Origin of the sequence: Rhizobium cerradonense (genome assembly GCF_030182455.1) — a bacterium.
GTDB lineage: Bacteria > Pseudomonadota > Alphaproteobacteria > Rhizobiales > Rhizobiaceae > Rhizobium.
In genome coordinates, this window is record NZ_JAQJCK010000011.1 from 67,134 (window position 1) to 89,656 (window position 22,523).

Annotated in this window: 23 protein-coding genes and 1 pseudogene; 3 read left to right on the forward strand and 21 right to left on the reverse strand. The window is 57.9% G+C overall.

Translation table 11 applies throughout. The features are described 5' to 3' along the window. Positions 1 to 3: 3 nt before the first annotated feature. The 17 genes from PH547_RS22595 to PH547_RS22675 all read right to left on the reverse strand — a co-directional run bounded on the left by PH547_RS22595 (position 4) and on the right by PH547_RS22675 (position 16,475). Positions 4 to 900: an alpha/beta fold hydrolase gene (locus tag PH547_RS22595; protein WP_004129697.1), complete on the reverse strand. Its 897-nt coding sequence runs from the start codon at positions 898 to 900 to the stop codon at positions 4 to 6. Then, positions 897 to 1,280, reverse strand: a complete 384-nt coding sequence (locus PH547_RS22600) for a hypothetical protein (protein WP_004129699.1) — start codon at positions 1,278 to 1,280, stop codon at positions 897 to 899. The genes PH547_RS22595 and PH547_RS22600 overlap by 4 nt, the downstream gene beginning before the upstream one ends. 79 nt (positions 1,281 to 1,359) lie before the next feature. Continuing rightward, positions 1,360 to 1,788: a carboxymuconolactone decarboxylase family protein gene (locus PH547_RS22605; protein WP_004129705.1), complete on the reverse strand. Its 429-nt coding sequence runs from the start codon at positions 1,786 to 1,788 to the stop codon at positions 1,360 to 1,362. Between the two features lie 91 nt (positions 1,789 to 1,879). Next, positions 1,880 to 2,767, reverse strand: coding sequence for an NAD(P)-dependent oxidoreductase (locus PH547_RS22610; RefSeq protein WP_037155965.1), 888 nt, complete (start codon positions 2,765 to 2,767; stop codon positions 1,880 to 1,882). An 88-nt stretch (positions 2,768 to 2,855) separates the two neighbouring features. Next, positions 2,856 to 3,539 (reverse strand): GntR family transcriptional regulator, encoded by a 684-nt coding sequence (locus PH547_RS22615; protein ID WP_013984692.1) that lies wholly within the window; start codon positions 3,537 to 3,539, stop codon positions 2,856 to 2,858. Positions 3,540 to 3,962: 423 nt separating this feature from the next. Then, on the reverse strand, positions 3,963 to 4,880 hold the full coding sequence (locus tag PH547_RS22620) for a LysR substrate-binding domain-containing protein (protein WP_013984691.1): 918 nt from the start codon (positions 4,878 to 4,880) through the stop codon (positions 3,963 to 3,965). A gap of 43 nt (positions 4,881 to 4,923) precedes the next feature. Then, entirely contained in the window at positions 4,924 to 6,540 is a 1,617-nt protein-coding gene (locus PH547_RS22625; protein WP_004129717.1) for a ribulokinase, read from the reverse strand. A 7-nt stretch (positions 6,541 to 6,547) separates the two neighbouring features. Continuing rightward, on the reverse strand, positions 6,548 to 7,252 hold the full coding sequence (gene araD / locus PH547_RS22630) for an L-ribulose-5-phosphate 4-epimerase AraD (RefSeq protein ID WP_004129720.1): 705 nt from the start codon (positions 7,250 to 7,252) through the stop codon (positions 6,548 to 6,550). A gap of 10 nt (positions 7,253 to 7,262) precedes the next feature. Beyond that, positions 7,263 to 8,237: an ABC transporter permease gene (locus tag PH547_RS22635; RefSeq protein ID WP_004129723.1), complete on the reverse strand. Its 975-nt coding sequence runs from the start codon at positions 8,235 to 8,237 to the stop codon at positions 7,263 to 7,265. Then, positions 8,230 to 9,765: a sugar ABC transporter ATP-binding protein gene (locus tag PH547_RS22640; RefSeq protein WP_004129726.1), complete on the reverse strand. Its 1,536-nt coding sequence runs from the start codon at positions 9,763 to 9,765 to the stop codon at positions 8,230 to 8,232. The genes PH547_RS22635 and PH547_RS22640 overlap by 8 nt, the downstream gene beginning before the upstream one ends. A 59-nt stretch (positions 9,766 to 9,824) precedes the next feature. After that, complete coding sequence (locus tag PH547_RS22645) at positions 9,825 to 10,895, reverse strand: sugar ABC transporter substrate-binding protein (RefSeq protein WP_004129729.1); 1,071 nt, start codon at positions 10,893 to 10,895, stop codon at positions 9,825 to 9,827. A gap of 92 nt (positions 10,896 to 10,987) precedes the next feature. Beyond that, on the reverse strand, positions 10,988 to 11,392 hold the full coding sequence (locus PH547_RS22650; RefSeq protein ID WP_004129732.1) for a cupin domain-containing protein: 405 nt from the start codon (positions 11,390 to 11,392) through the stop codon (positions 10,988 to 10,990). Beyond that, positions 11,392 to 11,859 carry a cupin domain-containing protein gene (locus tag PH547_RS22655; protein ID WP_004129736.1) on the reverse strand — a complete coding sequence of 156 codons (468 nt, stop codon included), beginning with the start codon at positions 11,857 to 11,859 and terminating at the stop codon, positions 11,392 to 11,394. The genes PH547_RS22650 and PH547_RS22655 overlap by 1 nt, the downstream gene beginning before the upstream one ends. A gap of 9 nt (positions 11,860 to 11,868) precedes the next feature. Next, positions 11,869 to 13,371: an aminoacyl-histidine dipeptidase gene (locus tag PH547_RS22660; protein ID WP_004129739.1), complete on the reverse strand. Its 1,503-nt coding sequence runs from the start codon at positions 13,369 to 13,371 to the stop codon at positions 11,869 to 11,871. A 311-nt stretch (positions 13,372 to 13,682) separates the two neighbouring features. Continuing rightward, positions 13,683 to 14,588 (reverse strand): LysR family transcriptional regulator, encoded by a 906-nt coding sequence (locus PH547_RS22665; protein WP_004129742.1) that lies wholly within the window; start codon positions 14,586 to 14,588, stop codon positions 13,683 to 13,685. A 349-nt stretch (positions 14,589 to 14,937) separates the two neighbouring features. Next, on the reverse strand, positions 14,938 to 15,681 hold the full coding sequence (locus PH547_RS22670; RefSeq protein WP_004129750.1) for an SDR family oxidoreductase: 744 nt from the start codon (positions 15,679 to 15,681) through the stop codon (positions 14,938 to 14,940). An 11-nt stretch (positions 15,682 to 15,692) separates the two neighbouring features. Next, positions 15,693 to 16,475 carry an SDR family NAD(P)-dependent oxidoreductase gene (locus PH547_RS22675; RefSeq protein WP_004129752.1) on the reverse strand — a complete coding sequence of 261 codons (783 nt, stop codon included), beginning with the start codon at positions 16,473 to 16,475 and terminating at the stop codon, positions 15,693 to 15,695. Positions 16,476 to 16,924: 449 nt separating this feature from the next. Here PH547_RS22675 and PH547_RS22680 point away from each other — a divergent pair, with 449 nt between their 5' ends. Together PH547_RS22680 and PH547_RS22685 are read left to right on the forward strand one after the other, a co-directional pair. Continuing rightward, a complete protein-coding gene (locus PH547_RS22680; RefSeq protein WP_004129754.1) occupies positions 16,925 to 17,776 on the forward strand; it encodes an SDR family NAD(P)-dependent oxidoreductase in 852 nt (283 codons plus the stop codon). A 29-nt stretch (positions 17,777 to 17,805) separates the two neighbouring features. Next, positions 17,806 to 18,507 (forward strand): RibD family protein, encoded by a 702-nt coding sequence (locus PH547_RS22685; RefSeq protein WP_004129756.1) that lies wholly within the window; start codon positions 17,806 to 17,808, stop codon positions 18,505 to 18,507. 108 nt (positions 18,508 to 18,615) lie between these two features. Here PH547_RS22685 and PH547_RS22690 read toward each other — a convergent pair whose 3' ends face one another. After that, entirely contained in the window at positions 18,616 to 19,389 is a 774-nt protein-coding gene (locus PH547_RS22690) for a DeoR/GlpR family DNA-binding transcription regulator (RefSeq protein ID WP_037155973.1), read from the reverse strand. 223 nt (positions 19,390 to 19,612) lie between these two features. On the opposite strand from PH547_RS22690, the pseudogene PH547_RS22695 reads away from it, so the two are divergent. After that, positions 19,613 to 19,778, forward strand: a pseudogene (locus PH547_RS22695) (Re/Si-specific NAD(P)(+) transhydrogenase subunit alpha); the annotation flags it as partial. A 105-nt stretch (positions 19,779 to 19,883) separates the two neighbouring features. Here the strand turns inward: PH547_RS22695 and PH547_RS22700 are convergent. The 3 genes from PH547_RS22700 to PH547_RS22710 form a co-directional block, all read right to left on the reverse strand. Further along, entirely contained in the window at positions 19,884 to 20,750 is an 867-nt protein-coding gene (locus tag PH547_RS22700; protein WP_004129760.1) for an N-acyl homoserine lactonase family protein, read from the reverse strand. Further along, the gene (locus PH547_RS22705) at positions 20,722 to 21,063 is read right to left on the reverse strand and encodes a hypothetical protein (RefSeq protein ID WP_245314367.1); all 342 of its coding nucleotides are present in this window, start codon (positions 21,061 to 21,063) and stop codon (positions 20,722 to 20,724) included. The genes PH547_RS22700 and PH547_RS22705 overlap by 29 nt, the downstream gene beginning before the upstream one ends. 161 nt (positions 21,064 to 21,224) lie before the next feature. Continuing rightward, the gene (locus PH547_RS22710) at positions 21,225 to 22,268 is read right to left on the reverse strand and encodes an aldo/keto reductase (protein ID WP_037155979.1); all 1,044 of its coding nucleotides are present in this window, start codon (positions 22,266 to 22,268) and stop codon (positions 21,225 to 21,227) included. Between the last annotated feature and the right edge of the window lie 255 nt (positions 22,269 to 22,523).

The window sequence follows — 22,523 nt, forward strand, 5'->3', positions numbered from 1 at the left end:
GTTTCAGGCGACTTTCGCCCTGGTTGCGGATGCCTGCCGGATTTCCTCGAGGATCGGCAGCAGGTATTTTCTGAACTCGGTGTAGTCTTCGGTGACCGGGAAATGACCGAGCTTCTCCATCGTCCAGAACTTGCTGCCCTTGACGAGATCGGCGGCGATCTTGGTGTCGGCCGGGGAGGTATTCGGATCGTATTCGCCCGTCAGGAAGTACAGCATGCACTTCGACGTATCGATCTTGCTCGCCTCTTCGGGTGAGACATTGTGGTCGTAGTAGTAGTAATAGAGGTCACCTGCGAAGACGCCCGGACCGCCGCAGCTATATTCCCACTGGATTTCGCGGACATTGGCTTCTGGTGAGTAGGGCGAGATATTGAGCATCATGGCCGCGCCGATGGAGGTGCGGTTCACGTTTGGGTTGTCGAATTCTTTCCGAATGCCTGCCATGCCGACATCGACATATTCGGCAGCCGAGCGCAGTGCCCCTTCGACGGAGATGGTAGCGCGGAAGTTGTCGGGGTAATTCGACGCCAGATCGATAGCAAGATGTCCGCCCATCGAGCTACCCATATAAACGGGGCGGTCCAGACCAAGGGCTTTAGAGAGTTCCAGTTGGAAATCCATCATGAACTTCTTGGTCATGTTGTACTCTTTCTCCCACCAGCGAACGCCGTGTGGAGGAAGAGACTTCCCGTGATAGGGCAAGTCGAACGCGATGACGCGGAAGTTCTTGGTCACGTCTTCGTCGCAGAGCGTGTGGCGGTACTGGCGGCCGTCGGAGCCCGCCGTATGACCGACAAGCAAGGGAATGCCCTCTCCGGCTTCCTCGTAATAGACGCGATATTCGATGCCTTCGATCGTCAGGTAGACGTAACGGCCCGTGATTGGATCATGCCTGGTCATGCTGCTACTCCTTCCGGGCGGGCTTCGCGCATCAGGTTCGTCATGCGATTGAGCGCAGGGAGATACGCGAAGGTTTCGTTATTGTTGCTAAGGAACAGACCGTGTTTGATGTTTGACGACTGCAGGCACTGATAAAACGGCCGCGGCTTCTTCTGGAGAAGCGCGTCCCACTGTTCACCCGTGCCCCGGATGACGATCTTGCACTTCTCGTCGTCGTAGGCGGCTTCTTCGACCTTCACCATCTTGCCGTCTTCGAAGTGGAGTGCGACGCTGCGGCTAGGAAAATCGCATTTGATAATGCCGTTGAGATAACGGGTTTCGCGCTTGAACTCGAAGTCCTCCAGCGCCAGTTTTTTGAACTTCTCGAGATCGATGGCCAAGTTCGGCTCCTCCCTGGTTAAAACGGCGCGGCCGATCCACGCCTTTCAAAATTTTCCGCCACGCCCAGCGGCGGCGGCTTCAGATGCCCATTTCGTTGAAGACCTCCTGGGCGTTTCGGAAGCTGTCGATGCCCGCCGGTACGCCGGCGTAGATCGCGACCTGCAGGAAAATCTCCTGGATTTCCTCCTTGGTGAGGCCGTTGTTGATCGCGCCGCGCACGTGCCCCTTGAGCTCATGCGGACGATTGAGAACGGAGATCATGCCAAGGTTCAGAATGGACCGCGCGCGCCTGTCGAGGCCTGGTCGATTCCAGATCTCGTTCCAGCAATACTCAGTGACGAGCTGCTGCATAGGCCAGGTGAAGTCGGTCGCCTTACCGAGTGCTGCGTCGACATAGGCATCGCCCATGACTTCACGACGCGTCGCCAGCCCTTGAGCGAACTGTTTCGAAGGGACAGGCCGCTCCTTGCCGTGTGTTTTCACTTTCGTTTCTTTCGTGGCGGTCATTCGACAACGCTCCTAGCTTTACTGTCTATGACAAGATCAACTGATTGTCCGACAATCTGTCTGTTTCGCCCGAATTCGCGAGTTTCCGGGGCTAATTGTGATCTTCGACGTATCGGATGATGCGGGTGTGGTCCTCGGATGGGCCTAGCGCCTTCTGTGCAGCATCCCAGGCGTCTGCCGTGCTGGCGAGAGCATCGAGGCGAAGACCAAGCGTCTTGGCGAGATCGGCGGCGATGCGGATATCCTTGGCCATCAGGCCAATGGCAAATCCCGACCCGAACGTCTCAGAGAGGATGAACTGCTTCATCTTCACTTCGGTGGCGTTGTTCTTTCCAGACGACGAGTTGAGAATATCGACGATCGTCGCCGGCTCCAGGCCGAAGGCACGTCCAAGAAGGACACCCTCGATCGCCGCCAGCACACCTGCACCGGATACGAAGTTGTTAATCGCTTTCATCGCGTGACCCGAGCCAACTGGCCCCGTCCGGAACACCTGTTGTCCCACTGCCTTCAGCAGCGGCTCGGCCTCCTCGATATCAGCATCCTCCCCACCGGCCATGATTGTCAAGGTGCCGGAAACGGCGCGCTTGACGCCTCCGGAGACCGGGGCGTCAACCAGCCGAAGGCCACGAGAAGCAAGTTCGAGACCGAGTTCCCTTGTGTCGTTTGGAGCAGACGAACTCATGTCTATGACGACGGCATTCTGCTTCAGGCCGCCACAGGCGTTTTCGGCCAGCAGCGCCTCGCGCACGATCTTGCCGTTCGGAAGCATGGTGATCACGAAACTGGCCCCGACCATGGCGTCAGAAATCGTTTCGGCGGCTCGCCCGCCCGCATCAGCGAGCTTTATCTTGGCGTCTTCCGAGAGGTCGAAACCGACGACATCGAAGCCCGCCGAAATGAGATGTTGAGCCATAGGTTGGCCCATCGCGCCCAGCCCTATAAAGGCCACGCGCGTTGCGTTGAGTGTCGATGGCATTTTTTCCTCCGGACGCGTGCGAGCAATGAAACCCGCCTTCCTTCAGAGAGGATTAAAAAGATTATCAGACAATCTGTCAATCGAAATTTTAAGTTTCTGGCGCTGCGTTCTTCCGGAGGTATTCAAGTGCGACCTTGGCAGCCTGGTCGATATGGAATTTGCAGGCCGCCGCCGCCAACGGCCCGTTGCGATTCTGGATTGCGTTCGCAATATCCCTAATTTCGGCAATGCTATGCGCAAGCCGTCCCGGTTGCGTCATGGTTGTCATTCGAAGGAGATTTATCCGATTATGCAGAGCTGTCAGCATTTGCCTTACGAACACGTTTTTGCTGCCGTCCATCAAACAGTTGTAAAACGCGTTTTTCGCATCTATGAGGCGCGCACCGACGCCACTTTCGGCAGCGGCTTCGAATTCGACCACTGCGGCTTGAAGTTTCGCTATGTCCGCGGCAGTGCCATGCTCAGCGAACTGCTGACCCGCGAATCCTTCAAGAAGAGCCCGAACAGTATAGAGTTGCTGCGCTTCCTCGTAAGTGATCGTACTGACGACCGGCCCCTTATGGGGATAGCTTGTGATGATGCCTTCAGCTTCGAGCTGTCGCATTGCCTCGCGAACCGAGGTCCTGCCGACGCCCAGCATTTCGCAAAGTTCTCGCTCTACCAGTCGCTGGCCGGGCTTAAATCGCCCACTGGCTATCGCCTGACGCAGAGTCTCCTCAACTTTTACGCGCAAAGTCGCACTTTGTCTGGATATCTGTAGGTCCGTCTGCATCGCCCGCCAACACCTGTAATCGGCTCACGCCGCGCTAAATCATTCTCTACATATGGAGGCATTCGCTCTTAATATCAATCCAGATTGTCTGAGAGCTGCCAGTCTCAGTTGATCTCTTCGCGACAGCTTTGCCTGCTCGTCGTGTCTGACAGCCATAGACTTGCGGGCTCTTAACTCGCGGATAGCGCCGCCGGGAGCGCGATCTGACACGGTCCTACAGCTATGGCCTTGAAGTCGTCAGCGCAGAGACTGGTGAGAAGGACAGTAGACGGCGCATATCGTGCTCGGTGGCCGCTCGCCTCGCAATCGCAAAAACTTCAAAAAATCTCGAGGCATGGCTAAGAGAAGGTTGGGCATCACGCATATTGCTGTCTCGGCGTTTCAAAGAACGCCGGACGATCTTGCTGCCCGTCAGAGGTTCGATCAGCCTCGCGCCCGCATTTCAGCCGAGGCAGTGTCTTCAAGCCATACGTTTTCGAGCCATTGCTTGAACGCGTTGACCTTTTCTGATCTGAGCCGCGAGCGGACATATGTGAGCGTGTGGCAACGAAGGTTGGGGCCTGTCATCCCGAACGGAAGGACGAGGTTACCTCTTTCCACATCCCGTTCAAGAAGCCGGTAGCTCTCCAGGCACACGCCGCGTCCTTCGACAGCGGTCGCAATCGCCATAAACGCATCGCGAAATCGAGCGCCGCGATTGACGTCAATCGCCAAGCCGTGGTCCTTCGCCCATTGTTGCCAGCTGTAAAGCGTCTGCTCCGACTTGATTAAGGTGTGGCCCACCAGATCCGATGGCTTGCGTATGGGCCGCTCGCCATTCGCCACCTCGGGAGAGCAGGCTACGACGATTGTCTCAAGGGGGAACTCCTCCGCCGCGATAGAGCCCAGTCGAGGAGCGCTGCCGTAGCAGATATCGACATCGACCGAGCCATCGGACAATTTTGCAGGATCCGATGTAGACAGAAGCCTGATTTCGATCGAGGGATACAATTCTTCGAACCGAGGCAATCTTGGCATAAGCCATAGCGAAGCCAGACTTGAAGCACAGCCGACGCTCAGGACGTCGACGCTGTTGCGCCGGCACACCTCATCGGTCGCCTGCTCAATCATCGAAAGCGCTTCTGAAAGATCACGGTGGTATCGCTCGCCAATCTCGGTGAGCGACACGTTCCTTCCAATGCGGTGAAAGAGTTTTTCCCCAAGGTCGTCTTCCATCAGCCTGATTTGGTGGCTGATCGCCGACGGAGTAAGCTGCAGCTGAGCAGCAGCCTCGAGAAATGAACCCTTTCTGCCGGCTGCGACGAACGACTGTATTGCACGAATGGATGGAAGTGACGTCATCACGTTCTCGATCCATAGACATCTGATCTAAGAGCACAGCGGGTCATAGCAATGCTACCTTGCGCGCGGCACGGTGGCCAAACTCGGACCGAATACTCTCACCTGCAGCAATCCGCTTGATGTCTCCGAGAACTTGCGAGAAGTTTGCGAGGCTCGAGGTGCCAAAGCCCATATAGACCTGCTTGAACAGCTGATAGAGGGTCTCATAACGTCCGCGCGTGCTCGGATCAGGCTCAAACTTTCTGTAGCCCACGCACATGGCTGCCTGAGCGCTCTCGATTGATCCATGATCTTTGGATGCAAGAGCGGCGAATATTCCCGAACCGAGACCGGTCGGAATACCGTCGGGGACCAATATGGGCTTGCCTATAACATTGGCGTAGATCTGGTTGAGGATGTCGTTCCTTTGCGGGATACCTCCCCCATTAATGACGCGGTTGACTGGAACGCCGTGCTGCTCCATCCGCTCCAGGACAACCCGTGTGTGGAAAGCCGTACCTTCAATCGCGGCATACAGTTCGTCCTGCGCTGTATGGCCGAGATGCCAGCCAAGCGTCATTCCACCAAGGTCGGAGCGGACGAGAACCGTCCGGTCCCCGTTGTCCCAGGGGAGACGCATCAGACCGGTCTTTCCGCCTTCGATGCTTTCCAGGCCTTCAGCGAGCCTGGACACCGTCGTGCCGGCACGTCGTGCTATTGCATCGAACAGGTCGCCTGTCGCAGACAGGCCTGCCTCAACTCCGACAAGGTCTGGATGTGCACTCCCTGGGACGACGCCGCAAACACCGGGGATTAGCTTCACACGTTCACTAACGGCAATGATACAGGTCGACGTACCGATCACATTGACGACGTCCCCCAGACGGCAGCCAGCGCCAATTGCATCCCAATGGGCATCAAACGCACCCGTGGGAACTGGTATCCCGGGGGTCAGGCCGAGTCGTTCGCCCCAGTATGTGCTGAGCCCACCTGCGATCGAAGCAGAGGTCTGATATGTTCCGCCAATCTTCTCGCGCACGCCGTCGAAAAGCGGATCGACGCGGGACAAGAAAGCCTGCGAGGGCAAGCCACCCCATTTCGGGTTCCACATCCACTTGTGTCCCATGGCGCAGACGCTGCGCACCATGCGAGCCGTGTCGGTCACTCCGGTGAGGACCGCGGCCGCCATGTCGCAATGTTCCACGGCGGTCCCAAAGCGCTCGCGCTGGTCGGGATTGTGGCGCATCCAGTGGAGAAGCTTGGCAAAGCCCCACTCGTGGGAATAGGTTCCGCCGCACCATTCAATTGCTTCAATGTGCATGTCGTGCGCCATCGCCGTTATCTCTTCGGCTTCCGCTTTGGCGCGGTGATCACACCAGAGGTAGTAGTCCCCCAAAGGCTGCATATTTTTGTCGACAGGCAACACCGAGGACCCCGTCGTGTCGACCGCAATCGCACGGATCTCCTTGGAATCTACGCCGCATTCGTCGATCACTCGATGCATCGCCAGCACAAGCGCTTCCATATGATCTACGTGGGACTGCGTTGCCAGGTCGGGATCGGAACGACGCCGCTCGAGAGGATATTCCGCGACGCAGGTTCCAAGGGAACCCTTCTCGGAATCAGCCAGCGTTACCCGCACGCTCAAAGTTCCGAAATCAACTCCTGCTACAATCGACATGATAATCCTACTTGGAACTGTCTGGCTGGCCGTAGGTCGCCGACTGGCCGTGCTTGCGTTGATAGTGGAGGTCCAGCAAAGCGTCGGAAATTTCTGGATCGTCCTGGTTCAGTTGCCGGGCGTGGAAGGCAATCTTGGCGACAGCCTCGAGCATCTCCGCGTTATGAACGGCGTCGGCTGCGTCCTTGCCCCAGCAGAAGGGACCGTGATCGTTAACCAGGGCTGCGGGGACGGAGAGCGGCGCATTGTTTCCGAGTGCCTCGACGATGACCTTGCCGGTGTTGCGGACGTAACCGTCTATGATTTCGTCGTCGCGCAGCTTGCGAGTAACGGGGATCGTTCCGTTGAAATAGTCGGCATGGGTCGTTCCCATGGCAGGGATACCCCGGCCGGATTGGGCCCACACCGTCGCGAAGAACGAGTGCGTGTGGACCACGGCACCGATAGACTTGAAGCTTTTGTAGAGTTCCAGGTGCGTATCGAGATCAGACGATGGTCGCAGCGTGCCCTCTAGGATATTGCCATCGAGGTCGGTTACAACGATATCTGCGACCTGCATTGCCGTATAGGAAACGCCACTCGGTTTGATGGCGACAACACGCTTCTCGCGGTCGATAGCGCTGACGTTACCGAACGTCGAGATGACAAGGCCGCTATCGTAGAGCGCGGCATTTGCATCAAGAACGGACTTGCGGAGCTCGGAATATTTCATCATCGTCTCCTCAGACCTTTTGGCGGCGACTGAAACGATCGGCTGCCACGGCGATCAGGATGATCGTGCCGATGACGACCTGGTGCCAGAAGGTGTTCACGTTGAGCAGGTTGAGCGCGTTGCGGACGACCGCCATCAAAACGGCACCTACGGCGGTTCCAAAAAGAGTGGCGCGCCCGCCGGACAAACCCGTTCCGCCGATAACCACGGCAGCTATGACATCCAGCTCGTACCCCTGGCCGGCTTCAGGCATGGCGGCTTCAAGGCGCGAGGTGAGCAGAACGCCCGCGAAGGCCGAGAGGACCCCGACCAGCACGTAAACGGCGATCTTGACCTTGTCCGTGGGGATGCCGACCAGCCGGGCAGCGTCCGGATTGCTGCCGATCGAGAGAACGAAACGGCCGAAACGCGTGTAATAGAGAAGGTAGAAGGCGATCGCGAAGACGATGGCGGTCAGAATGACCGGAACAGGAACACCGCCGGCATAGCTCTGGCCGATCATTCGGAAGGCGGGGTCGGAGGCTCCGACGATCGGAATACCCTGAGTGTAGACCATCACGATACCGCGGCTGATGACCATGATGGCCATTGTGGCGATAAAGTCCGTGATCCCGACCTTGGTGATCAGGATGCCGTTCACCAGTCCGATCACCGCACCGACCGCAATCCCGCCTGCGCATGCCAGAGGAACGGGATAGCCAAGCACAATCAGGTTTGCGGTCACAAGACCGCTCAGCGCGAGTGTCGAACCGACGGAGAGGTCGATGCCCCGCATCCCGATCACAAAGGTCGTTCCAAACGCGATTACGGCAATAGGGACCGCCTGACGAAGAACGTCAGTCAAGTTGCCGAAGGTGAAAAACCGCGGAGCGGCAAAGCCGAGCGCCACCAGAAGAACGACGAAGGCCAGATAAACGCCGGCATTGCCGCCGCTGCGTGCGAGCGTAAGGGGCGAGCGCGGGCGTGTAGCTGCAATATCAGCCATGGATACCTCCCTGAAGATGATGGCCTTGCGGCGGCCTCACCGAATGAAGAGCGAGTGTTTCTTCCTTGGAGGTCGCCGCATCGACGACCGCCGAGATCCGTCCTTCGAACATGACCGCGACCCGGTGACACAGTCCAAGAAGTTCCGCGTTGTCGGCGGACACCACGATGACAGCACAGCCGTCTTTCGCAGCAGCCTGGATGAGGGTGTAGACCTCGGCCTTGGCACGCACGTCGACGCCACGCGTTGGCTCCTCAAGCATGAGCACCTTTGGCCGGGTGAGCAGCCAGCGAGCAAGCATGACTTTTTGCTGGTTACCGCCGCTCAGCGATGTGATGTCGGCACCGGGGCCGTCGCATTTCACGCCGAGCTTGGCGATGTAGCCGGAGGCAATCTCGCGCTCCTTTTTCGGCATCAACGTGATTTTGCCGAGCGTTCGAAGGTTGGCGATAGAGAGGTTCCAGCCGACATTGTGTTGTGGAAAAATCCCCTCGGTTTTACGTTCGGCGGGCAAGAAGGCGACGTGTTGACGAATAGCGTCCGTCGGGTCCGAAATCGCCGCTTGCTTTCCGTCGATCAGAATCGAGCCGGTCTCATGCGGGATCTGCCCGAAGATCGCCCGCAGGAGCGCGCTCTTGCCTGATCCTTCGAGACCCGTGACGCCGAGGATTTCACCCTGGGCTACCGAGAAGGTGATGTCTTCGAAGACACCACTTTTCGTCAAACCGCGAACGTCCAACGAGGGTTCGGACCTTGCCGGGACGCGGGGAGGAAACTGTTTTGCGAGAGAGCCGCCGATCATCGCACTGACGACCTTGTCTACGTCGAGCTCCGATACGGGCAGGTCTGCGACCGCGCTGCCATCGCGCAAGACCATCACGCGGCTGACGATGCCGAGGAGTTCCTGGATCCGGTGAGACACATATATGAGAGCTTTACCGGCCTGCTGAAGCTTCTTAATGATGGCGAACAGCTGTTTGCGTTCGACCTCCTCGAGCGCTTCGGTCGGCTCGTCCATGATGATGATGTCGGCGTTGCTGCTAATGGCTTTGGCGATCTCGATCATCTGCCGATGCGAGAGGCTAAGCTCTCGAACTGGCCTGTCGAGAGGTACGTCGACGCCTAACTCGCCCTTCAGGATACGCGAGGCGGCTGCCCGCATGGCCGGATGGTCAAGCGGTGATGCACTTGCACGCCCGTGGCGCAGCTCCCTGCCCGCGAATATATTTTCGGCGGCGTCAAAGTCCGGAAACAGGCTCAGCTCCTGGTAGATGATCGCGATGCCGGCCCTGGACCCGTCTTTGGGATTGTTCAGATCGACCACCTTACCTCTGACAGCAATGGTGCCTTCGTCGCGTGCATATGCACCAGAGAGGATTTTCATGAGCGTCGACTTGCCTGCGCCGTTCTCACCGACCAGGCCGAGAACCTCGCCGGGATTGAGTACGAGCTCGATGCCATCAAGCGCCTTCGTGTTGCCGAAGCGTTTGGCAATGCCTTTCATCTCGAGCAGCGGAGCGTTTGTCATTCAGGTCGCCCTTTTTGAGTGGGCGGCCCCGCGCGAGGCGGGGCCGCGTACTGTCACATCTACTTCTGCTGGACGTAGACGTAGTCGTTCTGATCGAAGGTCTTGATGTTCTTCGCATCGTAGGTTTTGGGCGCCACGAAGATCTTCTTCGGCAGGGCGGTGCCCTTCATCACGAACTCATCCACCGCTCGAATGATGTTGCGACCTTCTTCCTTGGCCCCGGTGTCGACCGTTGCTGCAAAGTCGCCGGTGAGGATCGCGTCGTTGGCTTCCTTCATATTTTCGTAGCCGACGATTGCCACCTTGCCGTTCAGCCCCTTAGCCTTGAGAGCCTGCAGACCGCCAAGGGCCATCTCGTCGTAGAGCGCGACGAGGACTTCGATATCGGGGTTGGCGGTGAACATGTTTTCAGTCACCGACAGGCCTTGGGCACGCACCCAGCCAGCCGGCTGCTGAGCGACGATTTTGAAGTTGGGGTGCTTCGAGATGACCTCGTTGAAACCCTTCATGCGCTGGCTCGTATGCGGACCGGGCAGGCCCTCCAGGATCCCGAGCTTGACTTCCTTGTCGCCATAGGTGTCAACCAGCCATTGCGCCTGCGCACGACCACCGTCACTCTGGTCGTAGCCGATATCGCTGACATAATATGGGTTGTCGGCGACGGGTGAATTGAAGAGGAAGATCGGAATGCCCGCCTCGGTGGCGCGCCGGATGGAGGGCAGCAACGCGCCTTCGTTGTATAAGGCAACCGCGATCGCATCCACACCGTCGTTGATCCAGGCTTCCATGGTCCTGATCTGGTCGTCCGTGGCAGACTGGCTGCTCGGAGCTTGCACGAGAAGCTGGATAGTGCCGTCGCCACCGCGCTTATCGATTTCTTCTTTCACGCCAGCCAGAACACGCTGATAGTAGGTGTCCATCGCCGTCGGCAGGAAGCCGACCTTGAGCGGGCGGTTATCCTTCTTAGCGGGTTTGACTTCCTGGCCTGTGGGCTTGATGTCCTTGTCCATCAAGATGCCAGGAAACACCTTCGAATAATCCAACTGCTGTGCAAGCGCTGGGCTGAAGGAAAGCGAAGCGGTGAGCCCGAGAGCAGCACCGAAGATTAACGTCCGTCTGAAAATTGTCACATGATCCTCCCTGGTGGTGACAAGACAAAGTTTTCCCAACCGCGGAACGGGTCCGCGGCGAAGCTTGGCAATCTGAGATTCAAATCTTCGGCTTACAGTCCCGGTGCGATCGTGAAGACCATCCGGATCGGGTTGGAGCCGTAGTTTAGGCACTGGTAGCTGATGCCGCCGGGCAGGAAGAAAGACTCGCCGTCACGGATGTGAAAGGTTTCGTCGGTATCCGCCAAATAGAAGGTTGCGGGGCCTTGCAGAACGTAGAAGACTGCGTCCCCTCCATGGCTGTCGGGTTCGCTCGCGCGCGGTCCAACGCCACCCACAGGGATAGTCAGCTCTCCGACGTGCATGTAATCGTTGCTGACGCAGAACTGGATGAGAACGGGATGATCGCGGCCGGAGACGATGTTCAGACGATCGCTTTTTGCGACCTTCACCAGGTCGCCCCTCTTGCGCGCCTGAGCGCCGTCTACTGGATAGGCTCCGAGTTTCTCAAGGCTCATCACGCTCTCCCTTCGTGCTTATAGAGGCGCGTCGGCCCGTCATAGCCGGTCGGAGGGCCATTCTCGTCCCAGATACGCGGTGCGATGCAAAACAGGATAACTGCAGCCTTGTCGCTGAAGTTATAGCCGCGATGCGGAGCGCCCTTGGGGATAAGCACCGCGTCACCGGGTCCGAGTTCCTCTGTCTGCCCGGTTTCGGGGTTTAGGAGATGCACAACACCTTCGAGGACATAGTACACCTCGTCACCCGCGTGAATGTCGGCCGGGTCGAAGTTGCTTCCCGGCGCGAGCTGATAGATGCCAGTGGTCTGCTGGTCCGTGCTGGCGAGCAGGTAGTTGAGGTCGCTCGAGTACGGCTTCGTCCCCGTATAGATGAACATCTTGTAGCTATCGCGCGTCAGATGGACCGGCTTCTTTTCGCTGGGCGGATGTGGGAAATTGCCGAAGTAGCTTGGCAGTTTTGGCATTTTAGTACCTTAGGTCCGGAGTTCGCGGAGCAGCGACTTGAGAAGCCGCCAGGTCGGATCGACTGTCGTGTGGTTGAGGCGCTCGCGCGTGGTGTGGACGTCGAACGCTTCCGGTCCGATCGACAGCATGTCAATGTCAGGAACCTTCTTTCGAAAAAGGCCGAGCTCGAGACTGGAGTGAGAGACTTCCACATGTGGCTGCTCGCCGAACTCGCGCTCGTAAGCGGCTTTGGCGGCGTTGAGCATTCGCGAATGAGGATTGTATGGCCATTCCGGGCAATCCGCGAATGTCTCCACGCTCGCGCCGTTGCCGATGAGTTCTGACAGCTGCCGGATTTTGTCGACGATGTTGTAGCGACGGGAGCTGACGGCGCTTGGGACCGTATTGACGATTTCGATGGCCTCTTTATCGCTTGAAAGCAACGCCACGGTGTTGGAGCTCTCGACGAGGCCCTCGACTTGAAGGCTTTTGCTCTGGACGCCGTTGGGAAGCAGGTTCAGGGCATCGACCAGCGCCCGGGCGGACTGAGCCGAGAAGACTTCAGTAATCTGCCTCCCTGACTCGCTGACTGTGACCTTGAGGTTGGGATCGCTTGCTTTGTACTCAAGCGCAATCGAAGCCGCTTCCGCTTCAATTCTCTGTCTGAGATCGACAATCCGCGAGGCATCGATCGAAATGATCGCCTCCGCCTCACCCGGGATAACGTAACGGTTCACGCCACCCTTGACTTCGGCTACGCTGGCCCCAGCATCCCGGATGGCAATCCGGAGCAGCCGTCCGAGCTGGACGATGGCGTTAGCGCGTTCAAGATGGATGTCGAATTCGGAATGACCGCTGCTCAGGCCGGAGATCCGCAGCGAAAGGGCGGCCTGCCCCGAAACGCGCGGTTCGCACTGAACCGGAATCTTGAAGCGCACTGAAATATCGCCAGCGCAGCCTGCGAAAAGCGACTTGGGATCGTGCCAGTTCATGTCGAGAAGGCGCTTACCGCTAAGCTTTGTGCCGTCGAAGTGTTGTGCGCCGCCCTTGCCGACTTCTTCTTGAACCGTCAGGACGACTTCAAGCGGCGGATGCGGGATATCGTCGGATGCCAGCAACGACATTGCGAAAGCCACACCAACGGTGTTGTCCGCCCCAAGGGTTGTCCCCGTCCCATGGATGAAATCGCCGATAACCTGAAGTTTGATGCCTTCGTTCTCAAAGTCGTGGTCAACACCCTCGTCGCTCTCGCAGACGATGTCGGTATGCCCATGAAGAATGACGGTCGGCGAGTTTTCGTAGCCGGGTGTGCCCGGCTTCTTGATGAGGAGATTGTAGATCTCGTCCTGGTAAACCTCGAAGCCGCGTGCCCGGGCAAAATCGGCGATGTGATCGCTGACCTGCTTCTCGTTGTAAGAACCGCGCGGGATCGCACTCAGCTCTTCGAAAAAGCCAAAGAAGATCGCCGGTTCGAGACCAGCAAGAATAGAATTGTCGCGTTTATCTACAGTTTTTCCAGCGGGGAAACTCATTCGGCCCTCCTCCTAATACGGCATCTGCGCAATACTTCTTCCCTCGCCCTAGTCCGGCGACCTCGTAAACCGTATTGCATCTCATCTTACGCGCTAAGGCGATCCAGGTTCAGATGCCCTCCACGCATCGAACCATCTCTGCTTTCAGCTCCTATTTCAAACGCAATATTTCATAAAATAGATGAGCTTTTTTCATCTGAATTCGTTATAGTATAAGCTAACGCATCCATTGAAGCGCAGGCCGAGACCTCTACGAGTTTCGGATACCATGTAGGCATCTGCGTAATTTGGAGCTGGCTCGCGAGGTCCCTTCAATCGTCCGGAAGCGGCGCCTTAAGGTGGTCGAGAAACGTCCGGAGCGCGGACGGCACCTGTCGGTGCGAAACGTAGTATGCATGAAAACCCGGCCCAGTAGACGACCAGTCCGGCAGCACCACTTCGAGCAGACCAGCCGCCAGTTTGTCCTCGACGCGTGCGCGCAGGCAGTAAAAGAGACCGCCCCCCTCCTGCGCCATGCGGATGGACAGTTCTGAATCCCCGAGCGTGAGCAGTCCAGGGACGTCTAGGGTAACCATGCGGTCTCCGTCGCCAAGTTCCCATTTGCAGACGTGGTCTGTACCGGTTCGGATCCGGATGCACTCGTGCGTCAAGAGATCTTCCGGCCGCTCCGGCCGCCCTCGTTCGTTGAGATAGGTTGGAGAGCCGACGACGATCCATTCAAGTTCGGCAGTCAGACGCGACGCGATCATCCCCTCGGGAACTGTTCCTCCATAGCGGATGCCCGCGTCGAAACCCTCGGCGACCATATCGATAAAGCGATCCTCGACGCTGACTTCGATCTCGACATCGGGGTAGTTGCTGCGAAAACTGTGCAGTCGAGGAGCGATCAACAGCTCGGCGGCGTCACGCAGCGTGGTCACTCTCACCCTGCCCGTAGGACCGCTCCTGAAACTGTCCAGGAGATCCATCGCAGCCTGGATGCCGAGGAAACGGGGCTCTAGTTCGGCAAGCAGTACTTCGCCGGCGGCGGTGAGACTGATGCTCCTGCTTGTCCGATGAAACAGACGGACGCCGAGACGGGCCTCCAAACCCCTGATCGAGTGGCTGAGAGCGGAGCCGGAAACGCCGCGAAGCGCGGCCGCCTTTCGGAACCCCCCCGCCCTCGCGATCGCGACGAAAGTTTCAAGGTCGGCCAGATCGGCCCGCGTGGATACCATGAGTTATGGATACTCCCACTTCGACTGAATAAGATCGTCCTGGCCGACGCCGACCTTGCTTCAGACGGCTGGTATCTTCAATCCTTATTCAACTAACCTGGCTTTGGTATGTGATGACCACGGAAGCAGTCAAAAATTTGACATTAGTTGATCCATGTCGGATTCGGGGAGCTACGACGGGAGATGGGCCGGGTCGTTGAATAATAGCACCTCCGGGATTAATCGTCATGCAATGAAGATCATCTTGTCCACAGCCACGAGAGACGGCACCGGTTGGAACGGATACCACCTCCGCGCGGGCGGCCTGACGGTCCCGGAGGTTCAAGTTCTGAGCTTTCGAAAACGCCGGCTACCAGTCCTGCCGGGTTGGATGGACGACAATGTCGTTGATCGTGATCTCCGGGGGCTGATCTAGGGCATAGACCACGGCTTCAGCCACCGACGACGGCGGAATACCTTGCTTGTTGAGCTCTCCGGCGATCTTTCTGCCCGTCTCGTCATGAACCTTGTCGGCCCAGCCGGTATCGATCACGCCAGGGCTGATCATAGACACCTGGATCCCACTTCCCACGCCCACCTCCTTTCTGAGGCTTTCGGTGATACCGCGTATAAAGAACTTCGTGGCTCCATAAACGCCTGCCGCCTCGCCGACATGAACGCCGGCGATAGAGCTCATATTCAGGATGCGGCCGGACCGGCGCTCCAACATCGACGGCAGCACGGCGGCAATCGCATGTAGATAGCCACGCAGGTTGGTATCGATCATCTTGTTCCAATCGCCGACCGCGGCATCCTTCCAATAGGAAAAGAGCATGAGGCCCGCATTGTTGACCAATATATCGACCGGGCCGTACGTCGTCGTGGCGAACGGGACGAGGGCCTTGGTACTCTCAAAATCCGTGGCATCGGCAACCTTGTAGCTGGCAATACCTCCGGAACCGGCGATGTCTTCGACAATCTGACTGAGGCGTTCCTCATTGCGGCCGGCAAGGACGACGCGCGCACCTTTTTCCGCCAATCCTCTGGCGGTCGCTGCTCCAATGCCCGAGGAAGCTCCCGTGACGATTGCGACCTTGTCTTTCAGATGTGCCATGATGTGCTCCTTCACTGCGGTTGGGTCAGTTCGGCTTGCCGGGCGGCTTTAACAGGCTCTGGGGTTGTCCGGTTTTCCAACACCTGCCGCTTGGTTTTCTGGTCTCCGCCGACGACATGGTCGATGTCGTTCATGAGGGCCTCGAAGCCCTGCTTGGCGACGAGCGTCTTGTCGTTTTTCTGCTGGCCACCGAGCTTCGTATCGCCCATCCCAGCGTGCGCGTGGAAGTCGCTGTTGGTGGCGCCCGGAAGGAGTGCCGTCACCGTGACCCCGGTCGAGCGCAACTCCTCGCGCAGAGATTCCGCGAACATGTAACCGAATGCCTTCGACGGGCCGTAGACGGTTTCGTATGGCGTGGGCAGGGTCGCCGAAACCGAGGAGGTGATGAGGATCCTGCCGCGGCCGTTCTTGACCATATGTTGGACGACGCGTTTGGCCATATGGACGGTCCCAGTGACATTGATTGCAAGCAGGCGAAACTCATCCTCGAGATCGTTATCGACGAAGGCGCCGCCGATACCGATACCCACGTTCAGAGCCGCGGCTTCCAGTGGGCGCCCCAGCCCCTCCGTGAAGGTCCAGAACCCCTCAACGCCATCGTATGTCGAGGCATCCGCTTTGAACGGATACGCTTCGGCGTCAAGGCTTCGTAGCGCATCGGCGGCCTCGTTTACCTTGTCGCTTGAGCCTGAAATAGCAACGTCAAATCCATTCTTGGCGAATTGTTTGGCAAGCTCGAAGCCTATTCCAGATGAGCCGCCCGTGACCATTGCGAGTGGTTTATTACCAGTCATGATTTCACTCCTTTGGTTTTATCAGCACCACGATCGCCTCGAGGCGCCGGTGACCTAATGCCCGTGGAGCCGGTTGGTTACATGAGCAAAATCGATCGGGGCGGTGAGCAAAAATCAACCACCGATCTGGCAGATACCAGGAGTGAGGGACCTTTTGGTCGCGTCCGCAGCCAAATTGACGAGGCATTCCCGACGTCACGAAGGCACCCAAGAGTGAACACCCCTCATCGGTGCGTGCGATCCAGCTCACTTCAAGTGGTCGGCGGAGTGGCCTATGTTGTTAGGAGGATGAGCTGTCGTTCGCAGCCAGCAGATATGGTCCGACCACACAAGCGCCCGCGTAGCGCTGGTGCGCTTCTTGCGCTGGTGCCTTCGGCTGAGAAAATCCACCGCGACGGCGTGTCCGGCACACCTTCCAGCGGTGACGTCCAATGACGGGAAAGACAAAGATGAGCGAGAGAATGAACAGTATCGTTGCTCCTGGCCGCGTTGCGGTCATCACGGGAGCTGCGAAGGGCATCGGCTTGGCAATCGCGAGGGCTCTCGCGGCCCGCGGCATGAAGCTCGCATTGTTGGATCTCGACACCCACGCACTTGATGATGTTACCTCGACACTCGATACGGACACTCTGGTTGTGAGCGGCGACGTCTCGGATCTATCGACACTGACGAGGTTGCAGGACGAAACGCTCTCTCGGTTTGGCGACGTGGCCATCCTTGTAAACAACGCGGGCATTACGCAAGGAGCCGGCCCCTGGGATGATCCTGTAAAGTGGCGACGCCAGATCGATGTAAACTTCGGAGGTGTTCTAGCCGCACAACACGTCTTCGTGCCCTACCTGATCAAGGCAGCCCGACCATCGGCGGTCGTCAACCTCGGCTCCAAGGAAGGAATTACAACTCCTCCAGGCAATGCCGCCTATTCGGTGGCAAAGGCAGCTGTCAAGGTGCTGACCGAACAGCTGTCGCACGCGCTTTTGAAGGAGACGGGAGGTCGTGTATCGGCTCATCTCCTCGTCCCTGGCTACACGTGGACACCCATGAACATCGCACTCAAGCCGAAGGGCGCTGCCATGCCCGATGAGGCATGGACCGCAGAGCAGCTGGTGGAATACTTCCTGGCCCGTCTGCTCGACGAGGACTTTTACATCATTTGTCCTGATAACGCGGTCACGTCTGCGATCGATGCCAGACGGATCCGCTGGGCGGCCGACGACATGATCCTGAACCGGCCGGCGCTTTCACGCTGGCACCCCGACTGGATGGATAAATTCGCAGCCTGGTTGAAGGCAGACCACTGACGGTGGAATGTTTGTAGAGGAGTAATCCAATGCCCAGACCCCATGTAATCTGTCACATGATGTCGCCACTGGACGGTCGATTGATCGTCAATGATTGGGCCGAGGCGACCGGCCATTCGGTGGAGGAACTCGTGAAGGTCTATGACGACCTGCATGAGAAGATTGGTGCCGACGCCTGGCTTTCGGGAAGAGCGACAGGCGAGGAATTCGCAGACGCCGTCGACCGTCCCTATGAAACAACCGGCACAGCACCGCGGCCGATCCATAACGCCAACCCGGATGCCAACGAGTTCGCTGTTATCGTTGATAAGGACGGTCGGCTACGCTGGGACAAGAACGACATTGAGGGTGCTCAACTTATCGTCCTGACAGGATCTGACGTGGATGATGCTTACCTGGCGGGCCTCACCCAGGCTGGCGTTTCCTATATCGTATCGGAGAAAGATGGCGTCGATCTGAAAAACGCGCTCGATGTTCTCGGCACCGAATTCGGTGTGAAGCGCTTGATGCTGGAAGGCGGGGCGCAAACCAATGGCCATTTCTTGAATGAGGGTCTTGTTGACGAGGTCAGCCTAGTCATCTTCCCTGCGATCGGAGGCAAGTCGAATACACCGGCCATATTCGAGGGCGGTGAGGATGGGCTTGCCGGCGGGGCGAGGCTCACGTTTATCAGCGCCGAAGCCGCTGGCCTCGGCTCCGTCCATCTGAGATATCGCGTTGGACGTCCGTAGGAGACGTCCATAGGAGAAGACTGTAGAAGGGATCCCCCCAATCGGAGGGCCCAGCTTGAGATGGACAGGTGCCGCCTTGCGCGGCATCTATCCGAAGGATGGCGATATTCACTTGCTCTCCTGCGATGCCACTCGAAGTGGCACATTGGCTCCTTCCAAAGCCGCGCGGACGTCGACTGACGGTTCCTGGTCGGTGATGATAACTTCGAACTCGTCAATGGTGGCCAGGACATGAAGAGCGGTATGATTGAAGCGCTTATGGTTTAAGAGCAGGCAGCGACGCGCGGCGCTTGCAATCATCGCTCGCTTCGAGCGGACAACGTCATCATCCATATGGTAGACGCGCAATCCAGAAACTGCCGGCGTTGAGATAAAGGCGATGTCGGCGCTGAGACGCGACAGTGCCTGTTCGGCGACGACGCCGAAAAAACCATTGAACTTCATCGAATAGCGTCCACCGACCGCAATCAGGTTGATCCCTGATTCCGTCTTGAGCCGATCGATGACCGCCGCATTGTTGGTGATCACCGTCAGCGGCCTCCTCTGTGGCAGCAATTCCCCGAGCACCGACGCCATAGATCCGTCGTTGACCATCACCGTCATGCCGGGCTCGACGAGTTCAAGGGCGGCCTCGGCCATCCGGCGCTTGGCCTCGCCCTCCTGCTGCTGGCGAAACCGGAAATCGCTTTCGAAATGGCCTCCTGCCTCGATCGTTGCCCCGCCACGGACCTTGCGAAGCATCCCTGCCTGCTCAAGATCATCCAGATCCCGGTGGATGGTCATCTTGGATACAGCGAACCGATCGGATAGGTCGTCGAGATCCACCACCCTCTGCGCGACCAACAGGTCCATAATGGCCTGCCTCCGATCATCTCTCTTCATATTTTAGTCCTCCGGCGCACTAATCCGATCCTTTAACATCAAGATCCGCCGCTACAAATCACATGCAAACATCATTTTTCGTTAGTTTGTCTTGCTCTATTCGACAACGCCACTGACGCTGCTGGCATACTGGGACACGTGAAGACGCATGATGGCGCGATTGCACCGCTCCATGCATGGCCGAAGGCGCTCATTTTGTAACGAAACAGGATGGTTTGGGGGTTCAAGCGCAAATGTCATCGCCATGGAGATGGTCCCGCGCGTCAGCCGCGCACGGAAGATGGAGGCCTTGTCCTCCATGGTCAACATCGTGGGCTACCGGGCCGTCATCAAAGCGGGCGCGAATATAGGGCTTCTTCACCGGGCAGATCACCGCAGCGGGCAAGGTGTTTGGAAAAGGCCTGTGTCACTGACACCCGGCCTTTTCTCTGCTTATCGCCTTGGAAGGACGATTGTGAACGATGCAGCTTGGTGTTCGCGCTGCTTCAAATCGATCAAACTCTTGATACGTCTCCGTCGGCCACACAAATCTCGACGAGCATGAGCTGGCGATCCGTCAGGCGCGACGGATAGATTTTTGACAGCTGCTCCTCGTGCATGGGAACGATTCGTCGTTCGTCCATACCAACGATTTTGAGCATCTCCTCGGCGGACTCGATCAGACGTGTCTGGCTGCCATTGGCAAGGCCCGGCGGCACAAAGCAGGGATCGGTGGCGTCCTCACCCGTGAGGTTGCTGTAGGTGTAGATGACGTCGCCGGACAGGACAAACTTGCCGTCTCCACCGCCCGTCTCCACCACCACATATTGCGATCCTGCGGTATGGGTGTCGAATGCCGGATAGACATGAACGCCTGGCACTAGGTTTTCCCGCTCTCCCTCCACCAGTTCCAGGCGGCCTTCGATATTTGCCTGGGTCAGATAGAGGATATCCGCCGGATTCAGTCCGGCCTGCAATGAACGGAAGCGCCGACCCTTTGCCAGAATCCACATCCAGGATTCCAATTCTTTCTTCTGAATGAAAATCTTAGCATTTGGGAAGAACTTTAGGCCGCCAATGTGATCGAAGTGCGCGTGCGTGAGGATGACATGCGTGACGTCTTGGGGCCTGATCCCGCATTCCCCGAGAACGATTTCCGGAGGCGTCCAACCGGTAACGCCGATTGAGTTGGCGATCTGGCCTCCGAAATCGGCGACGTCGTGACCGGCATCGACCAGAACGACTGCATCTCCTGACTTGATGAGTATGTATGCGAACGGCAGGTTCATCGTGCCCTGATTATGGGCGCCGTAAAAAACCCCGCTGACCGGGTGCACCGGGCTTCGAGAGTATTCAAGCACCCAGATCGAATGCGTTCCCATGGTCTTCCTCCCCATGTCCAAGTAGGGACCCTCCACAGCATGCTGTCGTGTCGAAGGTCGACGTGCCTAAGATGGCGGCCGATCGTTTCAGCTCGATCGCCGCATTTGAAAGCAGCCCCAGCAGGGGTGCATCTGAAACCAGGACACCGCGCTGCAGGTGCTCCTCCGCCTCGACAAGCAGGCCATCTGCCCGTCCAAGATGGGAGAGTGCGTGGCCCTGCCCCGCGAGACCGCGCAAGCCCGCAAGCGAGGAACGGACGGATCGCTTTATCTCTGTGGCGCGATTGGCGAGTTCTCCAATCAAGAGGCGCATGCTCTTCTCCCTCAATGCCATATGCATGAAGGAGTAGATCGCGAGGAGCTCGCCATATGTCCTGACGAGCGCCTCGAGGCATGCGCGCGCCTCCGGCGATGGAACCGAACCCACGAGCGCTTCACAGCGGAAGCCGCCGAAAACGGTGCCTCCGCTGGCCATCATCGTACAGCCGTCGGCAGCGGAGCGTTTGACGGAAGAAGGCTCGCCTCAGTCAAAGCGTCCCAAAATGCACCGGGTATTGTCTCGTTGATCGCCTTGACGTTCTGCTCGACTTCCAATGCGCTCTTTGCACCCATGACCAGCGTGGCCACTGCCGGATGCGCATAGACGAATTGCATCGCCGCTGCAGGCAAGCTCACCGCATATCTTAAGCAAATGCTCTCGATGGCCTTGACCTTTTCGACGACGGCCGCCGGAACCTTGCCGTAATCGTAAGTGGCCGCGGGACCGCTTACGCCGGTCGCGAGGATCCCGGAATTGAAGATCCCGCCGGCGATCACGGAGACGTTCCGCTGGAGCAACTCGTCGAACGCGGCCTCAAGCGGGGCATGATTCAAAAGGGTGTAGCGGCCGGCGATCAACGAGCAGTCGATCGGAAATTCACGGGCGACACCCACGACAGACTCGGCCTCGTTGACACCCAGACCAATGGCCGATACGGCTCCGCTGGAGCGAAGTTCGTCCAGTGCCTTGTAACCGGAGGCCCGCAACTGGTTCCAATAGAATTCGCTCTGGTCGCCGTGCCATGCCCGACCAACGTCATGCACGAGAAGAACGTCAATATAGTCTAGGCCGAGGCGCTGTTGGCTGTCTTCGAATGCGCGCATCACGCCGTCATAGGTGTAATCGTAGGTATCGAGAAACGGAAGCGGGTCGATCCACTCGATGCCGTAGACGGTCTCTAACTTCTTCGTCCTGCTTGCGGGCTTCAATACGCGTCCGACTTTGGTGCTTACCACCACGTTTTCGCGCAGCTTGTTCGCCCTGAGGGCATGGCCAAGATAATGCTCCGACTTGCCGAATCCATACATCGGCGCGCAATCGAAATAGCGGATGCCGGCCGCATACCCGGCGAGGATGGTCGCTTCGAATTCGTCGTAGGAGACATCGGCGTTGAAGCCAGAGAGCGGCACTGTGCCTAGCCCAAGCGAAGTTACCTGCACTTTGCTTTTTCCGAGCGGCCTAGTTTCAAGTTCGGTCATGTGATCATCCCTAGATGTCGATAGGAGGCGTCGAAGCGATGTAGCTTCCGCCATGCCGTCATTGTTCGGGTAAAGCCCGTGTCCCAAATGCGTGTCATGTCGCCGGCGTCTGCCGCCAACCACACCAGAAATGCTTGATGGACCTCCGTGGCCTGACTCCTCAATCGGCAAGGTGTAAGGTATAAGGTCATACCTATAGAGGCAAGCGTTTTTTGCATGCCGCCATCCGCATTTTGCGAATTGCTTAAAAATGCC

What these genes read in the sequence shown, in the direction of transcription:
- PH547_RS22595 (WP_004129697.1), bottom strand. Translation starts at nt 900, where the DNA reads ATGACCAGGCATGATCCAATCACGGGCCGTTACGTCTACCTGACGATC.
- PH547_RS22605 (WP_004129705.1), bottom strand. Translation starts at nt 1,788, where the DNA reads ATGACCGCCACGAAAGAAACGAAAGTGAAAACACACGGCAAGGAGCGG.
- PH547_RS22610 (WP_037155965.1), bottom strand. Translation starts at nt 2,767, where the DNA reads ATGCCATCGACACTCAACGCAACGCGCGTGGCCTTTATAGGGCTGGGC.
- PH547_RS22615 (WP_013984692.1), bottom strand. Translation starts at nt 3,539, where the DNA reads ATGCAGACGGACCTACAGATATCCAGACAAAGTGCGACTTTGCGCGTA.
- PH547_RS22620 (WP_013984691.1), bottom strand. Translation starts at nt 4,880, where the DNA reads ATGACGTCACTTCCATCCATTCGTGCAATACAGTCGTTCGTCGCAGCC.
- PH547_RS22625 (WP_004129717.1), bottom strand. Translation starts at nt 6,540, where the DNA reads ATGTCGATTGTAGCAGGAGTTGATTTCGGAACTTTGAGCGTGCGGGTA.
- araD (WP_004129720.1), bottom strand. Translation starts at nt 7,252, where the DNA reads ATGAAATATTCCGAGCTCCGCAAGTCCGTTCTTGATGCAAATGCCGCG.
- PH547_RS22635 (WP_004129723.1), bottom strand. Translation starts at nt 8,237, where the DNA reads ATGGCTGATATTGCAGCTACACGCCCGCGCTCGCCCCTTACGCTCGCA.
- PH547_RS22640 (WP_004129726.1), bottom strand. Translation starts at nt 9,765, where the DNA reads ATGACAAACGCTCCGCTGCTCGAGATGAAAGGCATTGCCAAACGCTTC.
- PH547_RS22650 (WP_004129732.1), bottom strand. Translation starts at nt 11,392, where the DNA reads ATGAGCCTTGAGAAACTCGGAGCCTATCCAGTAGACGGCGCTCAGGCG.
- PH547_RS22655 (WP_004129736.1), bottom strand. Translation starts at nt 11,859, where the DNA reads ATGCCAAAACTGCCAAGCTACTTCGGCAATTTCCCACATCCGCCCAGC.
- PH547_RS22660 (WP_004129739.1), bottom strand. Translation starts at nt 13,371, where the DNA reads ATGAGTTTCCCCGCTGGAAAAACTGTAGATAAACGCGACAATTCTATT.
- PH547_RS22665 (WP_004129742.1), bottom strand. Translation starts at nt 14,588, where the DNA reads ATGGTATCCACGCGGGCCGATCTGGCCGACCTTGAAACTTTCGTCGCG.
- PH547_RS22670 (WP_004129750.1), bottom strand. Translation starts at nt 15,681, where the DNA reads ATGGCACATCTGAAAGACAAGGTCGCAATCGTCACGGGAGCTTCCTCG.
- PH547_RS22675 (WP_004129752.1), bottom strand. Translation starts at nt 16,475, where the DNA reads ATGACTGGTAATAAACCACTCGCAATGGTCACGGGCGGCTCATCTGGA.
- PH547_RS22680 (WP_004129754.1), top strand. Translation starts at nt 16,925, where the DNA reads ATGAGCGAGAGAATGAACAGTATCGTTGCTCCTGGCCGCGTTGCGGTC.
- PH547_RS22685 (WP_004129756.1), top strand. Translation starts at nt 17,806, where the DNA reads ATGCCCAGACCCCATGTAATCTGTCACATGATGTCGCCACTGGACGGT.
- PH547_RS22690 (WP_037155973.1), bottom strand. Translation starts at nt 19,389, where the DNA reads ATGAAGAGAGATGATCGGAGGCAGGCCATTATGGACCTGTTGGTCGCG.
- PH547_RS22700 (WP_004129760.1), bottom strand. Translation starts at nt 20,750, where the DNA reads ATGGGAACGCATTCGATCTGGGTGCTTGAATACTCTCGAAGCCCGGTG.
- PH547_RS22705 (WP_245314367.1), bottom strand. Translation starts at nt 21,063, where the DNA reads ATGCGCCTCTTGATTGGAGAACTCGCCAATCGCGCCACAGAGATAAAG.
- PH547_RS22710 (WP_037155979.1), bottom strand. Translation starts at nt 22,268, where the DNA reads ATGACCGAACTTGAAACTAGGCCGCTCGGAAAAAGCAAAGTGCAGGTA.